Annotated in this window: 24 protein-coding genes; 10 read left to right on the plus strand and 14 right to left on the minus strand. The window is 59.4% G+C overall.

The genetic code is table 11. The features are described from left to right. Positions 1–231: 231 nt before the first annotated feature. From WG29040_RS05195 to WG29040_RS05220, 6 genes are all read right to left on the minus strand, one after another. On the minus strand, positions 232–816 hold the full coding sequence (locus tag WG29040_RS05195) for a DUF4136 domain-containing protein (protein ID WP_003439285.1): 585 nt from the start codon (positions 814–816) through the stop codon (positions 232–234). Positions 817–844: 28 nt separating this feature from the next. Beyond that, positions 845–1,459, minus strand: a complete 615-nt coding sequence (locus WG29040_RS05200; RefSeq protein ID WP_003439287.1) for a DUF4136 domain-containing protein — start codon at positions 1,457–1,459, stop codon at positions 845–847. Between the two features lie 22 nt (positions 1,460–1,481). Beyond that, complete coding sequence (locus WG29040_RS05205; RefSeq protein ID WP_003439288.1) at positions 1,482–2,231, minus strand: methyltransferase; 750 nt, start codon at positions 2,229–2,231, stop codon at positions 1,482–1,484. Further along, the gene (locus WG29040_RS05210) at positions 2,228–2,533 is read right to left on the minus strand and encodes a MazG-like family protein (protein WP_003439290.1); all 306 of its coding nucleotides are present in this window, start codon (positions 2,531–2,533) and stop codon (positions 2,228–2,230) included. Before WG29040_RS05210 ends, WG29040_RS05205 begins: the two co-directional genes overlap by 4 nt. 96 nt (positions 2,534–2,629) lie before the next feature. Continuing rightward, positions 2,630–3,484: a MaoC/PaaZ C-terminal domain-containing protein gene (locus WG29040_RS05215; RefSeq protein WP_003439291.1), complete on the minus strand. Its 855-nt coding sequence runs from the start codon at positions 3,482–3,484 to the stop codon at positions 2,630–2,632. A gap of 3 nt (positions 3,485–3,487) precedes the next feature. Next, the gene (locus tag WG29040_RS05220) at positions 3,488–4,840 is read right to left on the minus strand and encodes a 3-oxoacyl-ACP reductase (protein ID WP_127195760.1); all 1,353 of its coding nucleotides are present in this window, start codon (positions 4,838–4,840) and stop codon (positions 3,488–3,490) included. A 122-nt stretch (positions 4,841–4,962) separates the two neighbouring features. On the opposite strand from WG29040_RS05220, the gene WG29040_RS05225 reads away from it, so the two are divergent. Continuing rightward, positions 4,963–6,237: an acetyl-CoA C-acetyltransferase gene (locus WG29040_RS05225; RefSeq protein WP_003439295.1), complete on the plus strand. Its 1,275-nt coding sequence runs from the start codon at positions 4,963–4,965 to the stop codon at positions 6,235–6,237. A gap of 48 nt (positions 6,238–6,285) precedes the next feature. Here WG29040_RS05225 and WG29040_RS05230 read toward each other — a convergent pair whose 3' ends face one another. Further along, entirely contained in the window at positions 6,286–7,314 is a 1,029-nt protein-coding gene (locus WG29040_RS05230) for a bile acid:sodium symporter family protein (protein WP_010656215.1), read from the minus strand. Positions 7,315–7,396: 82 nt separating this feature from the next. Between WG29040_RS05230 and WG29040_RS05235 the strand changes: the two genes are divergently transcribed. Beyond that, positions 7,397–8,188 carry a helix-turn-helix domain-containing protein gene (locus tag WG29040_RS05235; protein ID WP_003439300.1) on the plus strand — a complete coding sequence of 264 codons (792 nt, stop codon included), beginning with the start codon at positions 7,397–7,399 and terminating at the stop codon, positions 8,186–8,188. 269 nt (positions 8,189–8,457) lie between these two features. Further along, positions 8,458–9,351 carry a PA4780 family RIO1-like protein kinase gene (locus WG29040_RS05240; protein WP_003439301.1) on the plus strand — a complete coding sequence of 298 codons (894 nt, stop codon included), beginning with the start codon at positions 8,458–8,460 and terminating at the stop codon, positions 9,349–9,351. Positions 9,352–9,437: 86 nt separating this feature from the next. Here the strand turns inward: WG29040_RS05240 and WG29040_RS05245 are convergent, their stop codons facing one another. After that, complete coding sequence (locus WG29040_RS05245; protein WP_003439302.1) at positions 9,438–10,301, minus strand: MBL fold metallo-hydrolase; 864 nt, start codon at positions 10,299–10,301, stop codon at positions 9,438–9,440. Between the two features lie 92 nt (positions 10,302–10,393). On the opposite strand from WG29040_RS05245, the gene WG29040_RS05250 reads away from it, so the two are divergent. Genes WG29040_RS05250 through WG29040_RS05260 form a run of 3 tightly spaced genes read left to right on the plus strand, consistent with a single transcriptional unit; the run spans position 10,394 to position 13,152 of the window. Beyond that, a complete protein-coding gene (locus WG29040_RS05250; protein WP_003439303.1) occupies positions 10,394–10,723 on the plus strand; it encodes a metalloregulator ArsR/SmtB family transcription factor in 330 nt (109 codons plus the stop codon). Between the two features lie 51 nt (positions 10,724–10,774). Next, a complete protein-coding gene (locus tag WG29040_RS05255) occupies positions 10,775–12,340 on the plus strand; it encodes a bifunctional protein tyrosine phosphatase family protein/NAD(P)/FAD-dependent oxidoreductase (RefSeq protein ID WP_127195761.1) in 1,566 nt (521 codons plus the stop codon). A gap of 8 nt (positions 12,341–12,348) precedes the next feature. Continuing rightward, positions 12,349–13,152 carry a sulfite exporter TauE/SafE family protein gene (locus WG29040_RS05260; protein WP_003439305.1) on the plus strand — a complete coding sequence of 268 codons (804 nt, stop codon included), beginning with the start codon at positions 12,349–12,351 and terminating at the stop codon, positions 13,150–13,152. Positions 13,153–13,225: 73 nt separating this feature from the next. On the opposite strand, the gene cueR is transcribed toward WG29040_RS05260, so the two are convergent. Together cueR and WG29040_RS05270 are read right to left on the minus strand one after the other, a co-directional pair. Next, complete coding sequence (gene cueR / locus WG29040_RS05265) at positions 13,226–13,630, minus strand: Cu(I)-responsive transcriptional regulator (RefSeq protein WP_003439306.1); 405 nt, start codon at positions 13,628–13,630, stop codon at positions 13,226–13,228. Positions 13,631–13,673: 43 nt separating this feature from the next. Beyond that, complete coding sequence (locus WG29040_RS05270; RefSeq protein ID WP_003439309.1) at positions 13,674–14,054, minus strand: hypothetical protein; 381 nt, start codon at positions 14,052–14,054, stop codon at positions 13,674–13,676. Positions 14,055–14,199: 145 nt separating this feature from the next. On the opposite strand from WG29040_RS05270, the gene WG29040_RS05275 reads away from it, so the two are divergent. Then, complete coding sequence (locus WG29040_RS05275) at positions 14,200–14,400, plus strand: heavy-metal-associated domain-containing protein (RefSeq protein ID WP_003439311.1); 201 nt, start codon at positions 14,200–14,202, stop codon at positions 14,398–14,400. Between the two features lie 145 nt (positions 14,401–14,545). Then, positions 14,546–15,742: a multidrug effflux MFS transporter gene (locus tag WG29040_RS05280; protein WP_003439313.1), complete on the plus strand. Its 1,197-nt coding sequence runs from the start codon at positions 14,546–14,548 to the stop codon at positions 15,740–15,742. A gap of 1 nt (position 15,743) precedes the next feature. On the opposite strand, the gene WG29040_RS24300 is transcribed toward WG29040_RS05280, so the two are convergent. Further along, positions 15,744–15,914, minus strand: a complete 171-nt coding sequence (locus tag WG29040_RS24300; RefSeq protein ID WP_003439315.1) for a hypothetical protein — start codon at positions 15,912–15,914, stop codon at positions 15,744–15,746. A gap of 123 nt (positions 15,915–16,037) precedes the next feature. Further along, complete coding sequence (locus WG29040_RS05285) at positions 16,038–17,051, minus strand: zinc-binding alcohol dehydrogenase family protein (protein WP_003439317.1); 1,014 nt, start codon at positions 17,049–17,051, stop codon at positions 16,038–16,040. A 123-nt stretch (positions 17,052–17,174) separates the two neighbouring features. Here WG29040_RS05285 and WG29040_RS05290 point away from each other — a divergent pair, with 123 nt between their 5' ends. Continuing rightward, positions 17,175–18,092 (plus strand): LysR family transcriptional regulator, encoded by a 918-nt coding sequence (locus WG29040_RS05290; RefSeq protein ID WP_127195762.1) that lies wholly within the window; start codon positions 17,175–17,177, stop codon positions 18,090–18,092. Between the two features lie 34 nt (positions 18,093–18,126). Here the strand turns inward: WG29040_RS05290 and WG29040_RS05295 are convergent, their stop codons facing one another. Continuing rightward, positions 18,127–19,080, minus strand: a complete 954-nt coding sequence (locus WG29040_RS05295; RefSeq protein ID WP_003439321.1) for an adenosine deaminase — start codon at positions 19,078–19,080, stop codon at positions 18,127–18,129. Between the two features lie 221 nt (positions 19,081–19,301). On the opposite strand from WG29040_RS05295, the gene WG29040_RS05300 reads away from it, so the two are divergent. Then, the gene (locus WG29040_RS05300) at positions 19,302–20,387 is read left to right on the plus strand and encodes a calcium:proton antiporter (protein ID WP_003439324.1); all 1,086 of its coding nucleotides are present in this window, start codon (positions 19,302–19,304) and stop codon (positions 20,385–20,387) included. 43 nt (positions 20,388–20,430) lie between these two features. On the opposite strand, the gene WG29040_RS05305 is transcribed toward WG29040_RS05300, so the two are convergent. Beyond that, the gene (locus WG29040_RS05305; RefSeq protein ID WP_127195763.1) at positions 20,431–21,117 is read right to left on the minus strand and encodes an SDR family oxidoreductase; all 687 of its coding nucleotides are present in this window, start codon (positions 21,115–21,117) and stop codon (positions 20,431–20,433) included. Positions 21,118–21,243: the final 126 nt, after the last annotated feature.

Raw genomic sequence — 21,243 nt, forward strand, 5'->3', positions numbered from 1 at the left:
TGATACTGGAACATGGTCCAGCGCTAACTCTCCAAAGTTTACCGAGTGTAGCCAAAAAGTCGACGAAGCGCTGGCCAGTTGCCAGTTTTATATGAGTGATGTGAACAACTGTGCAAAAGTCATTGATATCTGAAGAGATAAAACGTGTAGCAGCTAACTTGCTCGCGAAAGTATTAATCCATTCTTACTTGTATACATCGCGAGCAAGTTATTAATGATACGCCTCAAACCTTACTTGGGCGGATAGTTGCCGAGAATTTTATTCACCGCTTCATGGATGGCAGCGCTGCGCTCGGCAGGGGTCGGGCTGTTGTCGACGATTTTTTCTGCGCTGCCACGCCATACCAGTCTGCCGTCTTTGGCATCGATCAAGTCGATTTGCAGGGTGCCCACCTGATAAACCACATTACGGGTTTCGTTGTACATCGGTGCGCCCCAGTAACCTTCCCACGGGCCACCGGCATAGCCCCAAGGTCCGCCCCATGGGCCGCCATAGCCGTAGTTGGTGACAATTTGTTCCTGGCGGTTGGCCACGATCAGATAGGTTTGCACCAGCAGGTCCGGCTTGTTGCCCGCCGTCACAGGGCGCAGGCCACGCTGGTCGAGGCCACTGCTCACGGCCTGCATGATCCGTTGCTCGGTCAGGTCGCTTTTTAGCATCAGGCTATTGGGCTGGTATTGCAGCGCCGGGTCTTTCCAGGCCCAGGTCTGAAACCTGGCAAAATCGACAGAAGGGTTGTAGTCGCTGGTGACCTGCATGGACTCGCAGGCGCTGAGCAGCAGGGCCAGGCCCAATAGTGCAATGCGACGTAGCATGATGATATCTCCGCTTCAACATTCAAACTTACTGAGGTGGGTAAGCCTGCACTGCCTTTTTCAGTGATTCGCGCAGGGCGTCACTACGTTCGCTCAGGCTGCCTTTGCTGCTGGTTTCTGCACTTGAACTCCATACGGGTTGACCGGTTTTGCCGTCGTAGAAATTGAGTCGCACCACCATGACTTCAACTTCGTAGGTGCGTACCACGGGGAACGAGTTGTACATCCCGTACTGATTGCCGTAACGGCCATAACTGTTGCCGTAACCGGCTCCATAACCATAGTCGTCCTGCACCTGACGCAGACGTTTTTCTGTATGTAAATCAGCGCTCACCCACAAGTCTGCCGGGCGACCCGGCTGGGCAGGGCGCAAGCCGCGCTGGTCGAGGGCGTTATTCACCGCCTCGGCGATTTGTGCCGGGTCAGCCCAGGCCGTGCCGGCCGGCAGGCGGCCATTGAGCCAGGCCCAGCTTTGATAGCGCCCGTAATCCCGTGGCGGCGCAGGGTAGGCGCTCAAGTCCAGGGTGTTGGCTGTCTGGGCCGGAGCGGGCGGCATTGGCAGTGCACTCGGGGTATAAGGGTTCGGGCTCTGGCAAGCCACCAGCCCGAGGCTCAAGACAACTAAGGCGAAACGGCGATACATGTTGTTCTCCCGAACGGGCGGTTCAAACCGGGCGGCACACCCAATGCAGATAACGTCCCAACCCGGCAAAGGCTGGGTGGCGACGGTGGGCCAGCTCCATTTCTACCAGCGCTTGCAGCTCGGCGCGGGCCTGGAACTCCACGGGCATGTAGTCGTGAAATACCCGCACACCGCTTTGGGTTTCGACCTGCCACAAGCCTTCGAGCGCAGTGGCCAGTTCCCGTGGGTCCAGGGGTTGTTGCGGGGTGAGGCTTTGTTTTTCGCCGGCCATATCGTTCTTGCGCATTTTGCGGAAGTGGCCTTTGAGCAGGTTGCGATAGATCAGCGCGTCGCGGTTGTAGAACGCCAGCGACAGCCAGCCGTCCCTGGCCGTGAGCTGGTGCAGTACGGGCAGAATGGCGTGGGGTTCGGCCAGCCATTCCAGCACCGCATGACACAACACCAGGTCGTAAGGCTCGGTCAGCTGGCCCAGCAGCTCTTGCCACGGCGCCTGAATGAACGTGCCGTTCTGGCCCGCGTCGGCAAAGCGCTGGCGCGCACCTTCGAGCATGGGCGCTGCCGGCTCGGCCAGGGTTACGTCGTGCCCCTGCTGGGCCAGCCATAGCGACATATGGCCCAGCCCGGCGCCGATATCCAGCACGCGCAGGGGGCGGGCGGGCAGTGACTCTGTAAGATCGGCCTGAAGTACGGCCAGACGAATGGCACCCTTGGCGCCACCGTAGATTTTTTCGGCGAAGCGGGTCGCCAGTTGATCGAAGTGACGGTCACTCATTTGCTGAAACGCCTTTCGCTGTCGGCCAGTTTGTTGCGCACCACTTCGTTCATGTCCAGTCCGAGTTCGCTGCACAGCAACAGCAAGTACAGCACGATGTCCCCCACCTCCTGCCCGGCGTGGGCCAGTTGGTCGGCGGGGAGCTGGCGCGATTGGTCTTCACTCAGCCACTGAAAAATCTCCACCAGCTCGGCCATTTCAACACTGGCCGCCATGGCCAGGTTTTTCGGGCTGTGGAACTGTTTCCAGTGATTGTTATCGCGGATGCGGTGCAGGCGTTTGGTCAGTTCGTCGAGGTTCATCGAGGGTGTGCTCTCCAGAAGGCGCAAAGCTTGCGGCCGAACAGAAGTTGGCGCAAGTGAAAGGCGCTACTAGCCGGTGGCTATACCCTGTGGGCGCTAGCTGATCGGCCGCCAGTTGCCGGACATGTGCAGCAGATCGCCGTGGCCGTTGAGCTGGAAGTCGCCGCTGGAGCCCGCCGCGCTACTGAGCAGGATCACTTCACTGGGCAGACGTACCGGTTTTTTGAAGGCCACGCTGATCTCGACGTTGGCCTTGGGCAGGTGCGAGTCGAGGGCCGCCAGGGCCCGGGCCTCGAGCCACAAACCATGGGCGATGGCGCTGGGAAGGCCGAACAGTCTGGCGCTGGCGGCACTCAGGTGAATGGGGTTGTAGTCGCCCGAGACCCTGGCATAGCGGCGGCCGATATTGGCCGGGGCGAACCAGCGGGTCAGTTCGTTCATCGCCACCGGCTGCTGTGCACCGGGTTGAGCTACGTCGCCCGGCAGCTCGACGCCTTTGCACAGCAAGGTGCTGTCGGCCTCCCACAATGGCCCGATCAAGTCGTCAACCTGGGTGACCACATCGAAGGTGGCGCCCTTGGCGTGTTTTTGCAGGTTGTGGACAAATACCCCGATGCGCAATTGCGTTACCCCGCCCATCGGGCGCAACACGCGAATGCGATTGGTCAGGTGAATCAAGCCCAGCAGGGGGAAGGGAAAGCTCTTGTCGGTCAGCAACTGCATTTGCAGACCGAACGCCAGAACATGGGGGTAGGTCGGCGGCAGCAGCGGCCCTGGCGCCAGTGCGCAGATGTCACGGAACGCGGCCAGCGGTTTGGCCTGGACCTCTACCCAGCAGCGCAAACCCTGTTCTGGCAGGGTGTTGCCGGTGATTTTACGTTTGGCCGCCGCATGGGCGTACAGCGCGGGTAAATGCGGCGGGTTACCGAGATCCAGCCAATTCACGCTCATGGTTTATGCCCCCAGAATACTTTGACCGCATACCCGCAGCGCTTGCCCGCTGACGGCCCCCGAACCCGGCTGGCTGAGCCAGGCTACGGCTTCGGCAACGTCCTGGGGCAGGCCACCCTGGCCCAGCGAGCTCATGCGCCGGCCTGCTTCGCGCAGGGCAAACGGAATGTGGGCGGTCATTTGGGTTTCGATAAACCCCGGCGCCACGGCATTGATGCTGATGCCGCGCTCACTCAGCAGCGGCGCCCAGGCCTGCGCCAGGCCAATCAGCCCGGCTTTGCTGGCGGCGTAGTTGGTCTGGCCGCGATTGCCGGCAATGCCGCTGATGGAGGCGAGCAAAATGACCCGGCCGTTATCGCGCAGGGTGCCGCTGTCGAGCAGGGCTTTGGTCAGCACTTGCGGTGCGTTGAGGTTGACCGCGAGCACTGCGTCCCAGAATTCGGGGGTCATGTTGGCCAGGGTTTTGTCACGGGTGATGCCGGCGTTATGCACCACGATGTCGATGCCGTCCGGCAACTGCTGGATAAGTTGGGCGGCGGCGTCAGCGGCACATATATCCAGAGTGATACTGCGTCCGTCCAGGCGTGCAGCCAAGGCGTCGAGGTCAGTCTTGGCCGGTGGTACATCCAGCAGGATCACTTCGGCGCCGTCCCTGGCCAGGGTTTCGGCAATGGACGCGCCAATGCCACGGGCGGCGCCGGTGACCAGTGCCTTGCGTCCTGCCAGCGGCCGGGTCCAGTCCTGAACCCGGGTGGCGCAGGTGCCAAGGCGTATGACCTGACCGCTGACATAAGCACTTTTGGGTGACAGGAAGAACCGCAGGGCGCCTTCAAGCTGGTCTTCGGCACCCTGGCCGACATACAGCAGCTGCAAGGTGCCGCCGTTGCGCAATTCCTTGGCCAGTGAGCGACTGAAGCCTTCAAGGGCGCGCTGGGCACTGGCAGCGAATGGATCGCTCAATGTTTCAGGCGCCCGGCCCAAAATAAGCAGATGGGCACTGTGCTCAAGGCTGCGCAGCAAGGGCTGAAAGAACTCGCGCAACTGTTTGAGTTGGTCGGTGTGCAAGAGCTCGCTGGCGTCGAACACCACCGCCTTGAGTTTGGGGCCGGTACCTGGAATCCAGGGTGTGGCGACCAGGGGGTCAGGCCCGTAACTGAATACAGCGTCGGTCAGCTTGGAAGCAAAGCTGTTGACCTCTGCGGCCAGGCTACCGCCGCCAATCAAGAGCGGCCCCTCGATGGGGCGTAGCCGTCCAGCCTGCCAGCGTTCCAGTCGCACCGGTGACGGCAGCCCCAACGCGCCGACCAGACGCTGGCCGAGGGATGAGTTGACGAAGTCGATATAACGGTCTGACATGGAACACTCTCCGACAGATTGGGTTCAAAGGGTTGACCACAAACACGGGTGGGTCGTTCGTTATCAGCGATAAGACCTACGCTTGTTACGAACATTGACCGTAAGAGAATAGGGTGAATCGTATGAGTCTGCGTCGTGTAGCCATTATTGGCGGTAACCGAATCCCGTTTGCCCGTTCCAATGGGCCTTATGCGAATGCCAGTAATCAGGACATGCTGACCGCCGCTCTGGAGGGTCTGATCGAGCGGTACAGCTTGCACGGGCTACGGATGGGGGAGGTGGTGGCCGGGGCGGTGCTCAAGGATTCCCGCGACTTCAGCCTGACCCGCGAGTGCGTGCTGGGCTCCCGGCTGTCGCCGCAAACCCCGGCCTATGACGTGCAGCAGGCCTGCGGCACGGGCCTTGAAGCTGCATTGCTGGTGGCCAATAAAATTGCCTTGGGGCAGATCGAATGCGCGATTGCCGGTGGCGTCGACACCACATCTGACGCGCCGATCGGCCTGAATGACGGGCTGCGTAAATGGCTGCTGCAGTTCAATCGCACCAAGGCACCTGTGGACAAGTTCAAAACCTTGCTGCAATTACGGCCGCACTTTTTGAAGCCCGAGTTTCCGCGTAACGGTGAACCGCGTACCGGGCTGTCGATGGGCCAGCACTGCGAGCTGATGGCGCAAACCTGGAACATCCCCCGCATCGAGCAGGATGAGCTGGCCCTGCACAGTCACCAGGCATTGACGGCGGCCTATCACGCGGGCTGGGAAGACGATTTGATCACGCCGTTTCTGGGCTTGAGCCGCGATAACAATCTGCGTCCGGACTTGACCCTGGAGAAGCTGGCGGCCCTTAAACCGGTATTCGAGCGAAGCGCCAAGGGCACGCTGACGGCCGGCAACTCAACACCGCTGACCGACGGCGCTTCTGTGGTGTTATTGGCCAGTGAAGAGTGGGCCCGGGCACGTGGTCTGCCGATTCTGGCGTATTTTCGCGACGGCGAAACGGCAGCGGTGGATTTTGTGCATGGCGCGGAGGGTTTGCTGATGGCCCCGGTGTATGCCGTCCCACGACTGCTGGCGCGCAATGGTCTGACATTGCAGGACTTTGACTACTACGAAATTCATGAGGCCTTTGCGGCACAGGTGCTCTGTACCCTGAAGGCCTGGGAAGACGCAGACTATTGCAAAACCCGGCTTGGCCTTGATGCCCCGCTGGGTTCTATTGATCGCAGCAAGCTCAACGTCAAGGGCAGTTCACTGGCAGCGGGGCATCCGTTTGCCGCGACGGGCGGACGGATCCTCACCAACATGTCCAAGCTGCTCGCCACCGCCGGCAAAGGCCGGGGCCTGATCTCGATTTGCGCCGCAGGCGGCCAGGGGGTGACGGCAATTATTGAGCGCTGAGCCGAACCCAGTGGAGCTGGCAAGCCAGCTCCCGGAGCATTGTGCAGGTTAGCGGGCGGGCGCGATGGCCTGGTTTTGAGCGGCGGCTTGTTCTCGGTTACGGGTGGCGTAGCTTTCAGCCATCACCGAGCAGACGATCAGTTGCAGCGGGTGGTAGATCATGATCGGCAGCAGAATCAGGCCCAGCCCCGGGTTGGCTCCAAAGATCAGCGCTGCCATGGGGGCGCCGGCGGCCAGGGATTTTTTGCTGGCGCAGAACACGGCGGCAATTTCATCTGCAGTGCTGAATTTCAGGGCCCGAGCGGTGCGGGTGGTCAGCCACAGGATAACTGCGAGCAATAGCGCACTGCCGGCCAGGGCGCTGAATATCACCGAAGTACCCTGTTGTTGCCACATGCCGGAGACCATCGAGTTGCAGAACGCGGCGTACACCAGCAGCAGAATCACCACTTTGTCGGCGATGTTGGTATAGCGCTTGTGGCGGGCGAAGAAGCGTCCAATCAGCGGGCGCAGTAGTTGGCCCAATACCAGTGGCAATAACAGCATGGCGCACAGATCGAGCAAGGTTGAGCCCAGATCGATCCCGCCGGCGCCGCTGCCGACCACAAAGCTGACCAGTAACGGGGTCAGGAATATCCCCAGAACGCTGGACAGGCTGGCATTGAGAATCGCTGCCGGCACGTTGCCGCCCGCGCTCCCGGTGAGTGCCACGGAGGATGAAATGGTCGAGGGCAACGCGCACAGGTAGAAGAACCCCAGCATCAGCAAGGGCGGGATATGGGCGCCCAACAGTTTGTTGGCCACCACCCAGATCAGCGGAAAGGCAATAAAGGTGAAGCCTTGCACCATGAAGTGCAGGCGAATGTTTTTCAGGCCGTGGCTGATCTGTTCACTGGACAGATTGACCCCGTGCAGGAAAAACACCAGGAACACGCCGATATTGATCACCCACTCGGCATGCATGGCGCCGCCGGTGCTGCCGAAATGGGGGAATACATAGGCCAGAAATGTCGCTAGCAGCATCCCGCACAGAAACCAGTCGGTGAACATTCGTTTGAGATGTTTGAGCACAGGCATTCCGGGCACCGCGATATTGTAAGAAATGATGACTTAGCCTAACGTCGGATTTATCTGACGTCTTGCGATATAAGGCCAACCAATGCCGCCAAACGGACAAGCTAGCGCCCAGCGTGCCATTCCGGTGCTCGATGTTTTGCCGCGGCCGCTGTATGCCCGTGCCGAAAGTCTGGGGGCAGGTTCATGGACGCCGCGTCACCGGCATGACTGGGTGCAGTTTTCGTACGCGATCAGTGGCGTGCTGGGGGTGCACACGGATGAAGGCAGTTTCTTTGCCCCGCCGCAGTGGGGGATCTGGATACCGGCAGGGCTGGAGCATGAGGTAGTCACCTCGACCCGGGCTGAAATGCGCAGTCTGTATATACGCCGGCAGGATTGCCTGTGGGCGCCTGAGCATTGCCGGGTCCTGGAGGTAACGCCGCTGGCCCGGGAGTTGATCAAGCACTTCTGCGAGTTGCCGGTGGAGTACCCCGAAGGCGGCAGCCCCGAGCAGCGCCTGGTGCAGGTGTTGCTTGATCAACTGGCGGCCTTGAATCAGGTCGGCTTCTCGCTGCCATTGCCCCGGCATGTGCGGTTGCTGGGCCTGTGCAATGAGCTGATCGCATGCCCGGATGCCGAGGTCAGCCTGAGCCTGTGGGCTGAGCGCCTGGGAACTTCGCAGAAAACCCTGATGCGTTTGTTTGCCCGTGAAACCGGGATGAGTTTTCGCCGTTGGCGTCAGCGCATGCGTTTGCTGTCCTCGCTCAGGGTGCTGGAGGAGGGTGGCAGTGTGACGGGCGCCGCGTTGTCCTGTGGCTATGACTCGACGTCGGCCTTTATTGCTGCATTCAAAAAAATGTTCGGCTTTACCCCGGGCGAGTTGTTCAGGCATTGATTCGCTTGTTATGCGGGATGCTCCTGCAAAGGACAAAACGCTCCCGGCGAGGGCGGCACGACCGCTGGTTGGATTAGACGATGCTCTAAAGTTTGCGCTCGTCTATCATTCGGGACGGCTGGCGCAGGAAGCGACTTTCCGGATTTGTTGGCACATGGAGTGCACACAAGCGACTCTTAACACGGCCCCCCTCTCCCCGTGGTGAGTGGATTGCCGTATAACGAGTGACATTCGCGTGTTTGGTAATAAAGGACCCACAATAAAAGCTGATGAAGACTCCAAAACGCTTAGAACCCCTGATCGAAGACGGTCTGATCGACGAGGTGCTGCGCCCACTCATGAGTGGCAAAGAAGCAGCTGTGTACGTAGTCCGCTGCGGCAATGAGCTGCGATGCGCCAAGGTTTATAAGGAGGCTAACAAACGTAGTTTTCGCCAGGCCGCCGAATATCAGGAGGGTCGCAAGGTTCGCAACAGCCGTCAGGCCCGAGCGATGGCCAAGGGCTCGAAGTTCGGTCGTAAAGAAACCGAAGATGCCTGGCAGAATGCCGAAGTGGCAGCACTGTTCCGTTTGGCGGGTGCCGGAGTCCGGGTTCCCAAGCCGTACGACTTCCTGGAAGGCGTGCTGTTGATGGAGCTGGTGGCCGATGAGTACGGTGATGCTGCGCCGCGTCTGAATGACGTGGTGCTGGAGCCGGATCAGGCCCGCGAGTTCCACGGGTTTCTGATTCAACAGATAGTGCTGATGTTGTGCACCGGTCTGGTCCACGGTGACTTGTCCGAATTCAACGTATTGCTGACGCCTACCGGGCCGGTGATCATCGACCTGCCGCAAGCGGTCGATGCTGCGGGCAACAACCACGCGTTCAGCATGCTGGAGCGTGACGTGGGCAACATGGCTTCCTACTTCGGACGTTTTGCCCCGGAGCTCAAGACCACCAAGTACGCCAAGGAAATGTGGGCGCTTTACGAAGCGGCTACGTTGCACCCGGGCAGCGTGCTGACCGGTGAGTTTGACGAGCCGGACGAGCTGGCCGATGTTGGCGGTGTGATGCGCGAGATTGAAGCTGCTCGTCTGGACGAAGCGTTCCGTCAGGCCGTACGTGCTGCGGACGATGCGCCACCGAGCAAAGCCGAAGAGCCGCCTCCACCCTGGATGCAGTAATTCGATGAATAAAAAATCCGGCCCAGGCCGGATTTTTTATGGGCGCGGCCCAAACCCCGCAGGAGCGGATGAGGGGGCGGGCTGGTTTAAAACCGGTTCAGGGGAATCTTCAGACTGCACAAACCGCTGTCATCGGCGGGCGGCAGGTTACCGGCCCGAATGTTGATCTGAATGGCCGGAATCAAGAGTGCCGGAACCCCGAGCGTGGCGTCGCGGGCGGTACGCATGTCGACGAAACCCGCCAGATCAACGCTGTCGTTGACATGGATATTGCTGGCGCGCTGTTCGCCGACGGTGGTTGACCATGTGGCTTCGCGTCCTGCCGGCGGGTAGTCATGACACATGAATAGTCGGGTCTCTGGCGCCAGAGCCAGCAACCGCCTGATCGATTGATACAACTGTTGCGCATCGCCCCCGGGGAAGTCGCAGCGGGCGGTGCCGACATCGGGCATGAACAGGGTGTCGCCCACAAACAGGTTGCTGTGTTCTACCTGATAGGCCATGTCGGCCGGGGTGTGCCCCGGAACGTGCAGTGCCCGTACGTGCAGGCGGCCAATGCGGAACTCCTCATCGGGCTGGAACAAATGGTCGAACTGCGAACCGTCCAGTTTGAATGCCGGCTCAAGGTTGTAGATGTCACGGAACACACTCTGGACCTGGGTGATCGGCGCGCCGATGCCGATCCGGCCTCCCAGGGTACGCTTGAGGTAGGCGCTGGCAGACAGATGATCGGCATGGGCGTGAGTCTCCAGCAACCACTGCACCTTCAGGTCATGGGCCTGGACGAAGGCGGCGATCGTGTCGGCGCCTGTCGTGCTGATACGCCCGGCAGCGGCATCGTAGTCGAGTACCGGGTCAATGATTGCGCACTCGCCACCGTCAGCCTCATAGACCACGTAGCTCACGGTCGACGTTACGGCGTCGAAGAAACCTTGAATTTCGGTGTGCATGAAGGTCCTCCCATGGATCAGTAAATACTCAATATATTGAAACATATATTATCGGGTCGTAGACTGTCGATCATCACGTCCCGGAGCTTTCCATGTCTGCTCAGCTAACCAGCGAAGAAATCGGACTTCTGCGCGACTCTGCGTCCAAAGCCTGCACGCTACTCAAAGCCCTGGCCAACGAAGACCGGCTGCTGCTGCTTTGCCAACTGACCCAGGGCGAACGCAATGTCGGCGAGCTTGAGGCGCTGACGGGCATCAGGCAGCCAACGCTGTCGCAGCAACTCGGGGTGTTGCGTGATGAAGGCATGGTCAATACCCGTCGCATGGGGAAGTATATTTTCTACTCGCTCGCCAGCTTCGAAGTGGTCTCGGTGATGCAAACCCTGTCAGGCTTGTACTGTGGGCAAGCGCTTAAAAAGTGACGGTTACTCACCTGCCTATTCCATTCATTTTTGTTGTGCCTGGAGTGCTCAATGGAGCAAAGCATCAAGCGAATCGACGAGTCATTTTCTGTGACGGGTCAGATCGAGCAGTCTGATCTCCATACTTTAGCCGCGCTGGGGTTTCGCAGTGTGATCTGCAACCGGCCGGATCATGAAGGCGGGCCAGAACAACCCGGGCACACTTCGATGCAGCAAGCCGCCGAAGCCCTGGGCCTGAGTTTTGTTTACCTGCCGGTACAGACCACTGGCGCAACACCGGAGCAAGCGCAGCAGTTGCAGCATCTGCTTGGCGAACTGGCAACCCCTGTTCTGGCCTACTGTCGCACCGGTAACCGCTCTTCGAAGCTCTATCAAGCGGCCACTCTGGGTACCCCGGAAATCAAGCAGTACGACGTGGTTGTGGTCGGCGGTGGCTCGGCGGGCATCTCGGTGTCGGCAAGCCTGTTGAAGCGCGACTCGTCCCTGCGCATCGCGGTGATCGAGCCCAATACCGAGCACTATTATCAGCCAGCGTGGACACTGGTCGGCGGTGGTGCCTACGAGGTCAAGGACACGGTTCGCCCCACCGCGACAGTGATGCCCAAACAGGTTGTATGGATTAAAGCGTCACTGAGCGCTTTTGCCCCGCAACGCAAGGTGGTGTTGCTCAGTGATGGCTCCGAGCTTGGCTATCAGCAATTGATCGTGTGCCCCGGGTTGCAGTTGGCCTGGGAGAACATCGAGGGCCTGGAAGAGACTTTGGGCAAAAACGCGGTCACCTCCAATTATCGCCACGATCTGGCGCCTTACACCTGGGAACTGGTGCGCACCCTGCGTGGCGGCAAAGCGCTGTTTACCCAGCCGGGCATGCCGATCAAGTGTGCCGGTGCTCCGCAAAAAGCCATGTACCTGTCCTGTGATCATTGGCGTAAACAGGGGGTGCTGGATTCGATCGAGGTGCAATTCAATCTGGCGGGAGCAGCGCTGTTCGGCGTCCCGGCGTTTGTCCCGGCGCTGATGAAATACGTTGAAGCCTACAACGCCCAATTGGCCTTTCAGTCCAATCTGGTCAAGGTCGATGGCCCGAACAGGACCGCCTGGTTTGATGTGACGGGCGCAGACGGCAACGTGACACGGGTCGAGAAGAAGTTCGACATGCTGCATGTGGTGCCACCGCAACAGGCCCCCGATGTTATCCGGCGCAGTGAGCTGGCGGATAAAGCCGGCTGGTTTGAGACCGACCCGGCGACCCTGCAGCATCCGCGTTATCCAGACATATTCGCCCTGGGTGATGTATGCGGCACATCCAATGCCAAGACTGCCGCAGCAGCCCGCAAACAGGTGGTGGTAGTGGCTGACAACCTGATCGCCTTGCGCAATGGGGCCGTCTTGTCCAAGCGCTACGATGGCTACGGTTCCTGCCCGCTGACGGTGGAAAAAGGCAAAGTGATTCTGGCCGAGTTCGGTTATGGCGGCAAACTGCTGCCGACGTTCCCGCTGGACCCGACGGTGGCCCGCAAGTCGGCCTGGTTGCTGAAGGCAACCTTGCTCCCCTGGTTCTACTGGAACGGCATGCTCAAGGGGCGCGAGTGGTTCACTGACTGCAAGGCGGACTGAGCCAGATTATGTTGATCATCGTGTTGGGTGTGCTGGTGGGCTTGTTGCTCGGGCTGACGGGAGCAGGCGGGGGGATTCTGGCCATCCCGGCGCTGACGCTGGGCCTGGGCTGGTCTCTGCTCGAGGCGACTCCGGTGGCGCTGCTGGCCGTGGGTATTGCGGCGGCAGTGGGCGCGCTGGACGGTCTGCGCAAGGGGCTGGTGCGTTACAAGGCGGCCGGGCTGATGGCAAGTGCCGGCTGGCTGGCGTCCCCGTTCGGACTGCACCTGGCCAAGCTGTTGCCGGGCACCGCGCTGATGGCGATGTTTGGTTGTGTAATGGTATTCGTCAGTGGGCGCATGTTCATGCAGGCCAGAACGGATTGCGCCCACGTGGCTGAGGCTGCGCCTCACAAGAACTGTCGGGTGAACCCTTCCACCGGGCGACTGGAGTGGGATGTAAAGTGCTCCACCACCCTGGCCGCCATTGGTGCGGTGTCGGGCTGGCTCACCGGATTGCTGGGGGTAGGCGGCGGTTTTTTGATTGTCCCGGCCTTCCGGAAATTCAGTGATGTACCTATGCACGGCATTGTTGCTACGTCGCTGATGGTCGTGGCGCTGGTGTCGCTGGGCACTGTGGGGCATCTGTTGTATCAGGGCTTCAGTCTTTCGGGGGATGCGGCGCTGTTTATCGGTGCGACCCTTGGCGGGATGATCGCCGGACGGATGATTGCGCCGAAGGTCTCCGAGCGCCTGATGCAGCAAGGGTTTGCAGTGCTCTGCGCGCTGGTCAGCGTCATGATGATCGGCAAAGTGCTGATGACAGTGTTTTGAGCCGTACTATCTCGGTGCCCGGATTACTGGCGACGGGAGCAACAGCGGCGTCTCCCACCGGGGCTGGCTGTTTTCAGTGAGTACAACAGGCGCCCGATTCCAGATCCTTGAGGATCGGGCAGTCGGGGCGGTGGTCGCCCTGGCAGCTTTCGACCAGCTCATGCAAGGTGTCGCGCAGGCTGGTCAGCTCGCGGATTTTTTGATTCAACTCATCAATGTGCTGACGGGCCAGGGCTTTAACATCGCCGCTGGCGCGCTGGCGGTCTTGCCAGAGGGCCAGCAGTTTGCCGACCTCATCCAGTGAAAAGCCCAGATCACGGGAGCGTTTGATAAACGCCAGTGTGTGCAGGTCATCGTCGCTGTAAAGACGGTATCCGCTATCGCTGCGGTTCGCGGGTTTGAGCAGCCCGATGGACTCGTAATAACGAATCATCTTGGCACTCAAGCCACTGTGCCTTGCGGCCTGGCCTATATTCATGACGCTCGCCTCATTACTCAAGATTCCCGGGTGTGCACCGCAATCAGTATTCCAGCCTGGCGGGCTTGAGGTACATGCCGTCCTTGCCCAGGGCGATGCGGTATTTGCGCACATCCCCGGCTTTTAAAGAGAATTGCTGGGCCGGCGGTACCAGCATGCCCGGCAAGCAGCCCGGCGCCTGGCCCGGTAAAAGCTTGAGGCGGATACCCACAGTGGCTGGCGGCAGATTGAACGCCAGGGTTTGTTCCTGAAACAAACGCCCTGCCAACTGGTCATCTATATACACCCCGACTTCGCAGCTGGTCGGTACTTCAAGGCGCTCACGGGAGATGATCAAAACCCCGTAGTCCTGATCGGCATGTGCCCATAGCGGCACACTGACAAGACCCAAAAGGCTGACTAGGCTCAAAGCGGACCAGCGCATGGCTAAGTATCCTGTGTTAAATCCCATGGCTGCAGCTTGGCCGAGCGGGGGACAGATTGCCAGCGCGCGATAGCAACACGGGGCTTGACCTTGCCATGGTGGGAAGGTGAAAGCTGCAGGCCTCTCAAACCAAGGAGCAATTATCTTGCAAACATTCAAAGTAGACGGAATGACCTGTGGTGGCTGTGTGCGTGGGGTAACCAACGCCATTCAGCGGATCGATCCGAATTCGAAAGTTGAGGTCGATCTGGAGACCAAGACCGTAAAAGTCGAGAGCGTGCTGCCGTCACTGGAAATCATCGACGCCATTACCAATGCCGGATTCGAGGCGCGTACCGCCCATTAATGCAGGCCCTCTGCTGGCGCGCAGTGGCGCCTGCAACGCTTGGGTCAGTCTAGTTTATTAGCTAGCTGGCTATCGTTATGTTCAAGTTCTGTAACCACAGCTAGACTATCGGGCTGCGCCAACCGCAGCTCGATTTGGATACCTGATGAACTTTAGAACAATCCTGATTTTAGGCGCCCTGAGCGCCTTCGGTCCTTTGGCAATCGACTTCTATCTGCCGGGCTTCCCGGCGATGGCACAGGCTTTTGCAACAGATGAACAACATATCCAGCTAACGCTGGCGGTTTACTTCCTGGGCTTGTCCATCGGCCAGCTGGCCTATGGGCCGATCGCAGACCGTTTTGGTCGACGCATTCCGCTGCTGGTGGGTGTCGGCCTGTTCACTGCGGCCTCCCTGGCCTGTGCATTTGCCCCCACCCTGGAATGGTTGATTGGTGCCCGATTCGTTCAGGCGCTGGGCGGTTGCGCGGGCATGGTGCTATCGCGGGCGATTGTCAGTGATAAATGCGACGCGGTAGGTTCGGCCAAGGTGTTTTCGCAACTGATGCTGGTAATGGGGCTGGCACCGATTCTGGCGCCGATGCTCGGTGGTCTGCTGGTCAATCTGCATGGCTGGCAGTCGATCTTTATCGTGTTGACGGTGTTCAGTGCTCTGGCGGCCGTGGCCGTGGCGCTGGGTCTGCCGGAAAGCCTGCCCGCCAATGTGCCGCGCCAGCCTTTGTCGGGGGCCTTGCGTCAATATGGCCGCCTGCTCAAGGACCGTGAATTCCTGGGGCATGCACTCACCGGCGGGATCGCGATGGCCGGGATGTTTGCCTACATTGCGGGTTCACCTTTCGTATTTATCAAACTCTACGGCGTACCGGCAGAGCATTACGGCTGGCTGTTTGGCAGCAATGCCGCGGGCTTTATTTTGGTGGCGCAGGTCAATGCCCGGTTGCTGGCCAGACGCGGGCCGGCCTTTTTGCTGGCGCGTACGGTATGGGTTTATCTGGCGGCCGGTCTGGTGTTGCTGGGCATTAGTGCCTTGCACACAGAGCAGCTGTGGCCGTTGCTGATCCCGTTGTTTATCTGTATTGCCAGCCTGGGCTGCATCATCCCCAACGCTTCTGCCTGCGCCATGAGCGGGCAGGGCGCGCGGGCCGGCAGTGCTTCGGCCATGCTCGGCTGTTTGCAGTTCAGTGTGGCCGCAGCCGCAGCTTCATTGGTCGGCGTGTTGCACGATGGCACGGCGCTGCCAATGGCGATGGTGATCACCTTGTGCGGGGTCTTGGCGGTGGCTATCGGGATGGCGACCCGGCGTGTCTATAGCGCCCGGATCGCCGCTCAAGAGCCGGTCTGAATCAGCCCGCCAAAGGTGCGGGCAGTACATGGGGGGCTTGCAGGCGGGACTGCAGCTTGTCCACAAAGGCGCGAGCCTCGGCCTCGCTGCGAAAATTGACGGCTTGCTGGTCGAGTTGAACCTGCCATTGGCAGTCACGGGATCTTGCTAACGCTTTTATCAGGATTTTCATTACTGGCCTCCCTTGGTTCGCAAAGGAGGCCAGTGTATTACCGAATCCCCGGTGAAATATGTCAGGGATCAAGTCTCTGACTGACGGTTGAAACTGGCGCTTTCAGCCTCGCGTCATGCCAGATCAGAACCCTTCGAGCACAATCTTGCCTTTGGACTTGCCGCTTTCCAGCAACGTATGGGCGCGGCGCAGGTTGGCCGCGTTGATGGTGCCGAAGTGCTCGCCAACGGTGGTGCGCAAAGTGCCGGCATCGATCAGTTCGGCCACCCGGTTGAGCAGATGATGTTGCTCGATCATGTCCGGCGTTTCGAACAGCGAACGGGTGTACATGAACTCCCAGTGCAGCGACAGGCTCTTGCGCTTGAGCTTGGTAATGTCGAGGGCCTTGGGGTCGTCGATCAGGGCCAGTTTGCCCTGGGGAGCCAGTGCTTCGACCAGTTGATCCAGGTGCTGATCGGTCTGGGTCAGGCTGGCGACGTGGGTAACGCTGTTGATGCCCTGGTGTTTGAGCGCTTCGCTCAGGGGCTGACGATGATCGACAATGAGGTCTGCGCCCAACTCCCGTACCCAGGCTTGGGTCTCGGGGCGCGATGCGCTGCCAATTACCTTGAGTGCCGTGAGCTGGCTGGCCAGTTGAGTCAGGATCGAGCCGACGCCTCCGGCCGCGCCGACAATCAACAGGCTCTGTTGCTGGTCGACCTTGCCCTCATTAATGCCAAGCCGTTCAAACAACAGTTCCCAGGCGGTGATTGCGGTCAGTGGCAGCGCCGCGGCTTCGGCGAAACCGAGGCTCTTGGGCATGTGACCGACGATCCGCTCGTCCACCACATGACGTTCGCTGTTGGCGCCGGCGCGGGCGATGGAGCCTGCATAGAACACCTTGTCGCCAACCTTGAACAGGCTCGCCTCACTGCCAACCGCCTTGACCACACCGGCGACGTCCCATCCCAGCACTTTGGCTTCGCCGTCTTGCGGTTGTACGTTCTGCCGGACTTTGGTGTCCACCGGGTTCACGGAAATGGCTTTTACTTCAACCAGCAGGTCGCGGGGGCCGGCAATCGGCTCTGGCAGTTCGATGTCTTGCAGGGCTTGGGGGTCTTGAATCGGTAGCGACTGGTAATAGGCGATAGCTTTCATGGGACAAGTCCTGAAGGAGATTAAGAAAGTAGAACCATGATTAGCTATTTCGTGGAATGATAAAACCGGCTAAAACAGCAGTCTCTTTCAATATTTTATTGATAATTCCCGGGTGTGCTTTCAATGCTGCGTTTCGATGACCTGCAACTGTTTGTTCGCGCCGCAGACCTGGGCAGTTTGTCGGCAGCAGCACGGGTAATGGACATGTCGCCGGCGGTGGCCAGTGCGGCGCTCAAGCGCATCGAGGCGCAGCTGAATACCCGGCTGCTGGCCCGCTCCACCCGGAGTTTGCGGTTGACTGCAGAAGGTGAAGGTTTTCTCGAATATGCGCGTACGGCATTAAGCAGTCTGGATGAAGGACGGCGCTTGCTGGCTCGTGGGCAAGATCAGGTCAGTGGGGTGCTGCAGCTGTCGGCCCCCTCGGACTTCGGGCGTAATTTACTGCTGCCCTGGCTGGATCAGTTTCAGCGTGAGCACCCGAAGCTCACGGTGCGTTTGTTGCTGGGGGACCGAATTGCCGACCTGTTCCGTCAGCCGGTAGATATCGCCTTGCGCTACGGTGAGCCTGAAGACTCCAGCCTGGTGGCCTTGCCGGTGGCGGCAGACAATCGCCGGGTGCTGTGTGCGTCCCCTGACTACCTGGTGCGCAAGGGCGAGCCGCGTCAGCTCGAACAGCTGTTGCAACACAATTGCCTGCTGTACATGCTCGGCACGCGAGTCCACGACTATTGGCAATTCAATGATGGCAAGCGTGAGCTTGGGCTGACGGTCAGTGGCGACCGGTTCAGTGACGATGCCGATGTGGTGCGTTTGTGGGCGTTGGCCGGGGCCGGGATTGCCTACAAATCCTGGCTGGATGTAGCGGGGGATGTGACTTCGGGCCGGCTCAAGGTGCTGTTGCCCGAGCTGACCTGTGAGCGGGCGCCGTTGAACCTGCTGTGCGGCCATCGTGCGCAACTGAGCAAGCCGGTGAGGTTATTACACGACATGCTGGTTGAGCGGTGCGCGGGGTTGGCCCGCGACCGAGGCCGTGAAGGCTGACTGTGGGAGCCGGCAGCCAGCTCCCACAACAGGTTTACGGCTTGATCAAGCGTGCATCCAGGCTGTTTTGCGCCAGACGCTTGGCCTGATCCTGGGTCATGCCCAGGTCGGTGTACAGGGCGTGGAAGTTTTCGGTCATGTAACCACCGAAATAGGCCGGGTCATCGGAATTGACGGTCACCTTCACGCCGCGCTCGAGCATGTCGAGAATGTTGTGCTGCGACATGTGATCAAACACGCAGAGTTTGGTATTCGAGAGCGGGCACACGGTCAGCGGGATTTGCTCGTCGATAATGCGCTGCATCAGACGCTCGTCTTCAATCGCCCGTACACCGTGGTCGATGCGCTGGATTTTGAGCAGATCGAGCGCCTCCCAGATGTACTCCGGCGGGCCCTCTTCGCCGGCGTGGGCGACGGTGAGAAAGCCTTCGTGACGGGCGCGATCGAAGACGCGCTGGAACTTGCTCGGCGGGTGGCCCATTTCTGAGCTGTCGAGGCCAACGGCGACAAATGCTTCGCGAAATGGCAGTGCCTGGTCGAGGGTTTTTTCCGCTTCTTCTTCACTCAAGTGACGCAGAAAACTCAGGATCAGACCGCTGGTGATACCCAGTTGCTGCTCGCCGTCCTTGAGTGCGCTGGCGATGCCGTTGAGCACCACTTCGAAGGGAATCCCGCGGTCAGTGTGGGTTTGCGGGTCGAAGAAGGGTTCAGTGTGAATCACATTCTGCGCCTTGCAACGCAGCAGGTAGGCCCAGGTCAGGTCGTAGAAATCCTGGGACGTACGCAATACGTCTGCACCCTTGTAATACAGGTCGAGGAACTCTTGCAGGTTGTTGAAGGCATACGCTTTGCGCAAGGTTTCAACGTCGTTCCAGGGCAAGGCAATCTTGTTGCGCTCAGCCAGAGCGAACAGCAGTTCGGGTTCCAGGGATCCCTCAAGATGCATGTGCAGTTCAGCTTTTGGCAGGGCGTTGAGCCAGTCGTACATAAAAAATTCTCATTAAATCAGGTGCAGATCCCAGCATTCTACAGGCGTGCTGCTACACATTTGGTAAAACCCGACCAAGCTATTTGTCGCAGCCTACGGTTGCCAGGGGTGACAGAGGCCTGGACGGGCGGGCCTGTGAACTAACATGTAACGAAACGTTAGCAAGTTGTGGAAGTCTGTAACCCATCAACCTGTGTTTGTTTACTGGCAAAAGGCCCGCGATGCTGACTCTATTGAAAGACGAAAAACTGCTGTTGCTGGCGATCGTGATGGTGGCGCTGGCTTACCCGCTGGAGCATTGGCTACTGAGCAACGGCCAGATTACCGCCCTGGCAGCAGGGGTTGTGCTTGTGGCGGCGATTGTGTGTGCCTCGATGCGCGTGGCCCATCACGCCGAGGTACTGGCAGAAAAAGTCGGCGATCCCTATGGCACGATGATCCTTACCTTGTCCGCCGTTTTGGTCGAGGTGGTGATCCTGGCCATCATGATGAGCAACGAAGCATCACCGACCCTGGTACGGGACACGATTTACTCTGCGGTCATGCTCGACATCAATGGCATTCTCGGCCTAGCGGCGCTGATGGGCGGGATCAAACATGGCGAGCAGTCCTACAACGATGATTCGGCCCGCACCTACACGGTGATGATTCTTACTGCCATGGGTGTGTCCATGGTGGTGCCGGAGTTTATCCCCGAGGCTGACTGGAAAATTTACTCGGCCTTCACCATCGGCGCGATGGTATTGCTCTACACCCTGTTTTTGCGGATGCAGGTCGGGCCGCACAGTTACTTCTTCAGTTACAGCTACCCGGACAAGAAACGCCGCAAGGGTGAGCACAAAGAAGAGCCGGCGAACCTCAAACTGTCGGTAACCGTGCTGGCACTGGGGGTTATCGTGATTGGTGCGCTGGCAGAGGTGATGTCCAAAACCCTGGACCTTGGTCTTGAGGGCACGGGCGCACCGCCGGTGATCACGGCCATTGTGGTGGCCGCAATTTCGGCCGCGCCGGAAATCCTCACGGCCCTGCGTGCCGCATTGGCCAATCGCATGCAGTCGGTGGTTAACGTGGCGTTGGGCGCTTCATTGTCCACGGTGATTCTGACGGTGCCGGTGATGGAGGCAATGGCACTGTATACCGGTCAGCCGTTTCAGATGGCCATGACCCCGGTGCAGACAGTGATGGTGCTGATTACCCTGGTGGTCTGTGCCATCAACCTCAATGACGGCGAAACCAATGCCATCGAGGGCATGACCCACTTCGTGCTGTTTGCGACTTTTATCATGCTGTCGTTGCTGGGGCTTTAACCACAGCTGAGCCCGGTCCGTCGGGAGCGGGCTCAGTGGTTGGTTACCAGGGAATTGTCTGGCCTTTGTAGTCGATAAAGTGATGGCCGCCTTTACCTGCGTAGGCTTTGACTTGTTCAACGAGGCCCCGGGTGCTGGTTTCGACATCGATCTCGGCACCTTCGCCGCCCATGTCGGTTTTTACCCAGCCCGGATGCATGGAGAGAACGGTGGGATTGTGGTCCCCCAGTTCCTGATGCACAAAGGTCGTGGTCATGGAGTTGAGTGCAGCCTTGCTGGCTTTATAGAGCGCCATTTCAGGCGCGTCCGGCACAGTGATGCTGCCCAGCACCGAACTCATGAAGGCCAGTACGCCGCTGTCTTTTCGGACTTTACTGACAAACGCTTTCGCCAGATTAATTGGCGCCACGCTGTTGGTATAAAACAACTGGCCAACCTCAGCCAGGGTTGCGTTGCCCGACCATTGATCATCCGGGCCTTTGATGCCGGCATTGATGAACAGCAGGTCGAAGACCTGGTTGTTCAACCTGTTGCTCAATGCCTTGATGGCCTGGTGGTTGTCGATGTCCAGTTGCTCAATGCTCACTTGGCCCAGTGATTTCAAGGCGTCGGCTTTATTGGGATCGCGGACAGTCGCGGTGACTTGCCAGCCGTCCTTGAGTAACTCTTTGACCAGGCCCAGTCCCAATCCGCGTGAAGCTCCGATAATCAGTGCATGTTTTGCTGTCATGAGTAGCGTCCTTCTAGAGCTAAAGGGAATTCACCGTAAAGGTTTTTACTCCATCGCTGTGCGAGTGCCCAGCTTTGAGGTGTGGGCCTGTTCCTTTGTTCAGGTAGGAGAGAGTTTCAGGGCGCG

It is taken from the genome of Pseudomonas sp. PAMC 29040 (assembly GCF_003994535.1).
Taxonomy (GTDB): domain Bacteria; phylum Pseudomonadota; class Gammaproteobacteria; order Pseudomonadales; family Pseudomonadaceae; genus Aquipseudomonas; species Aquipseudomonas paraversuta.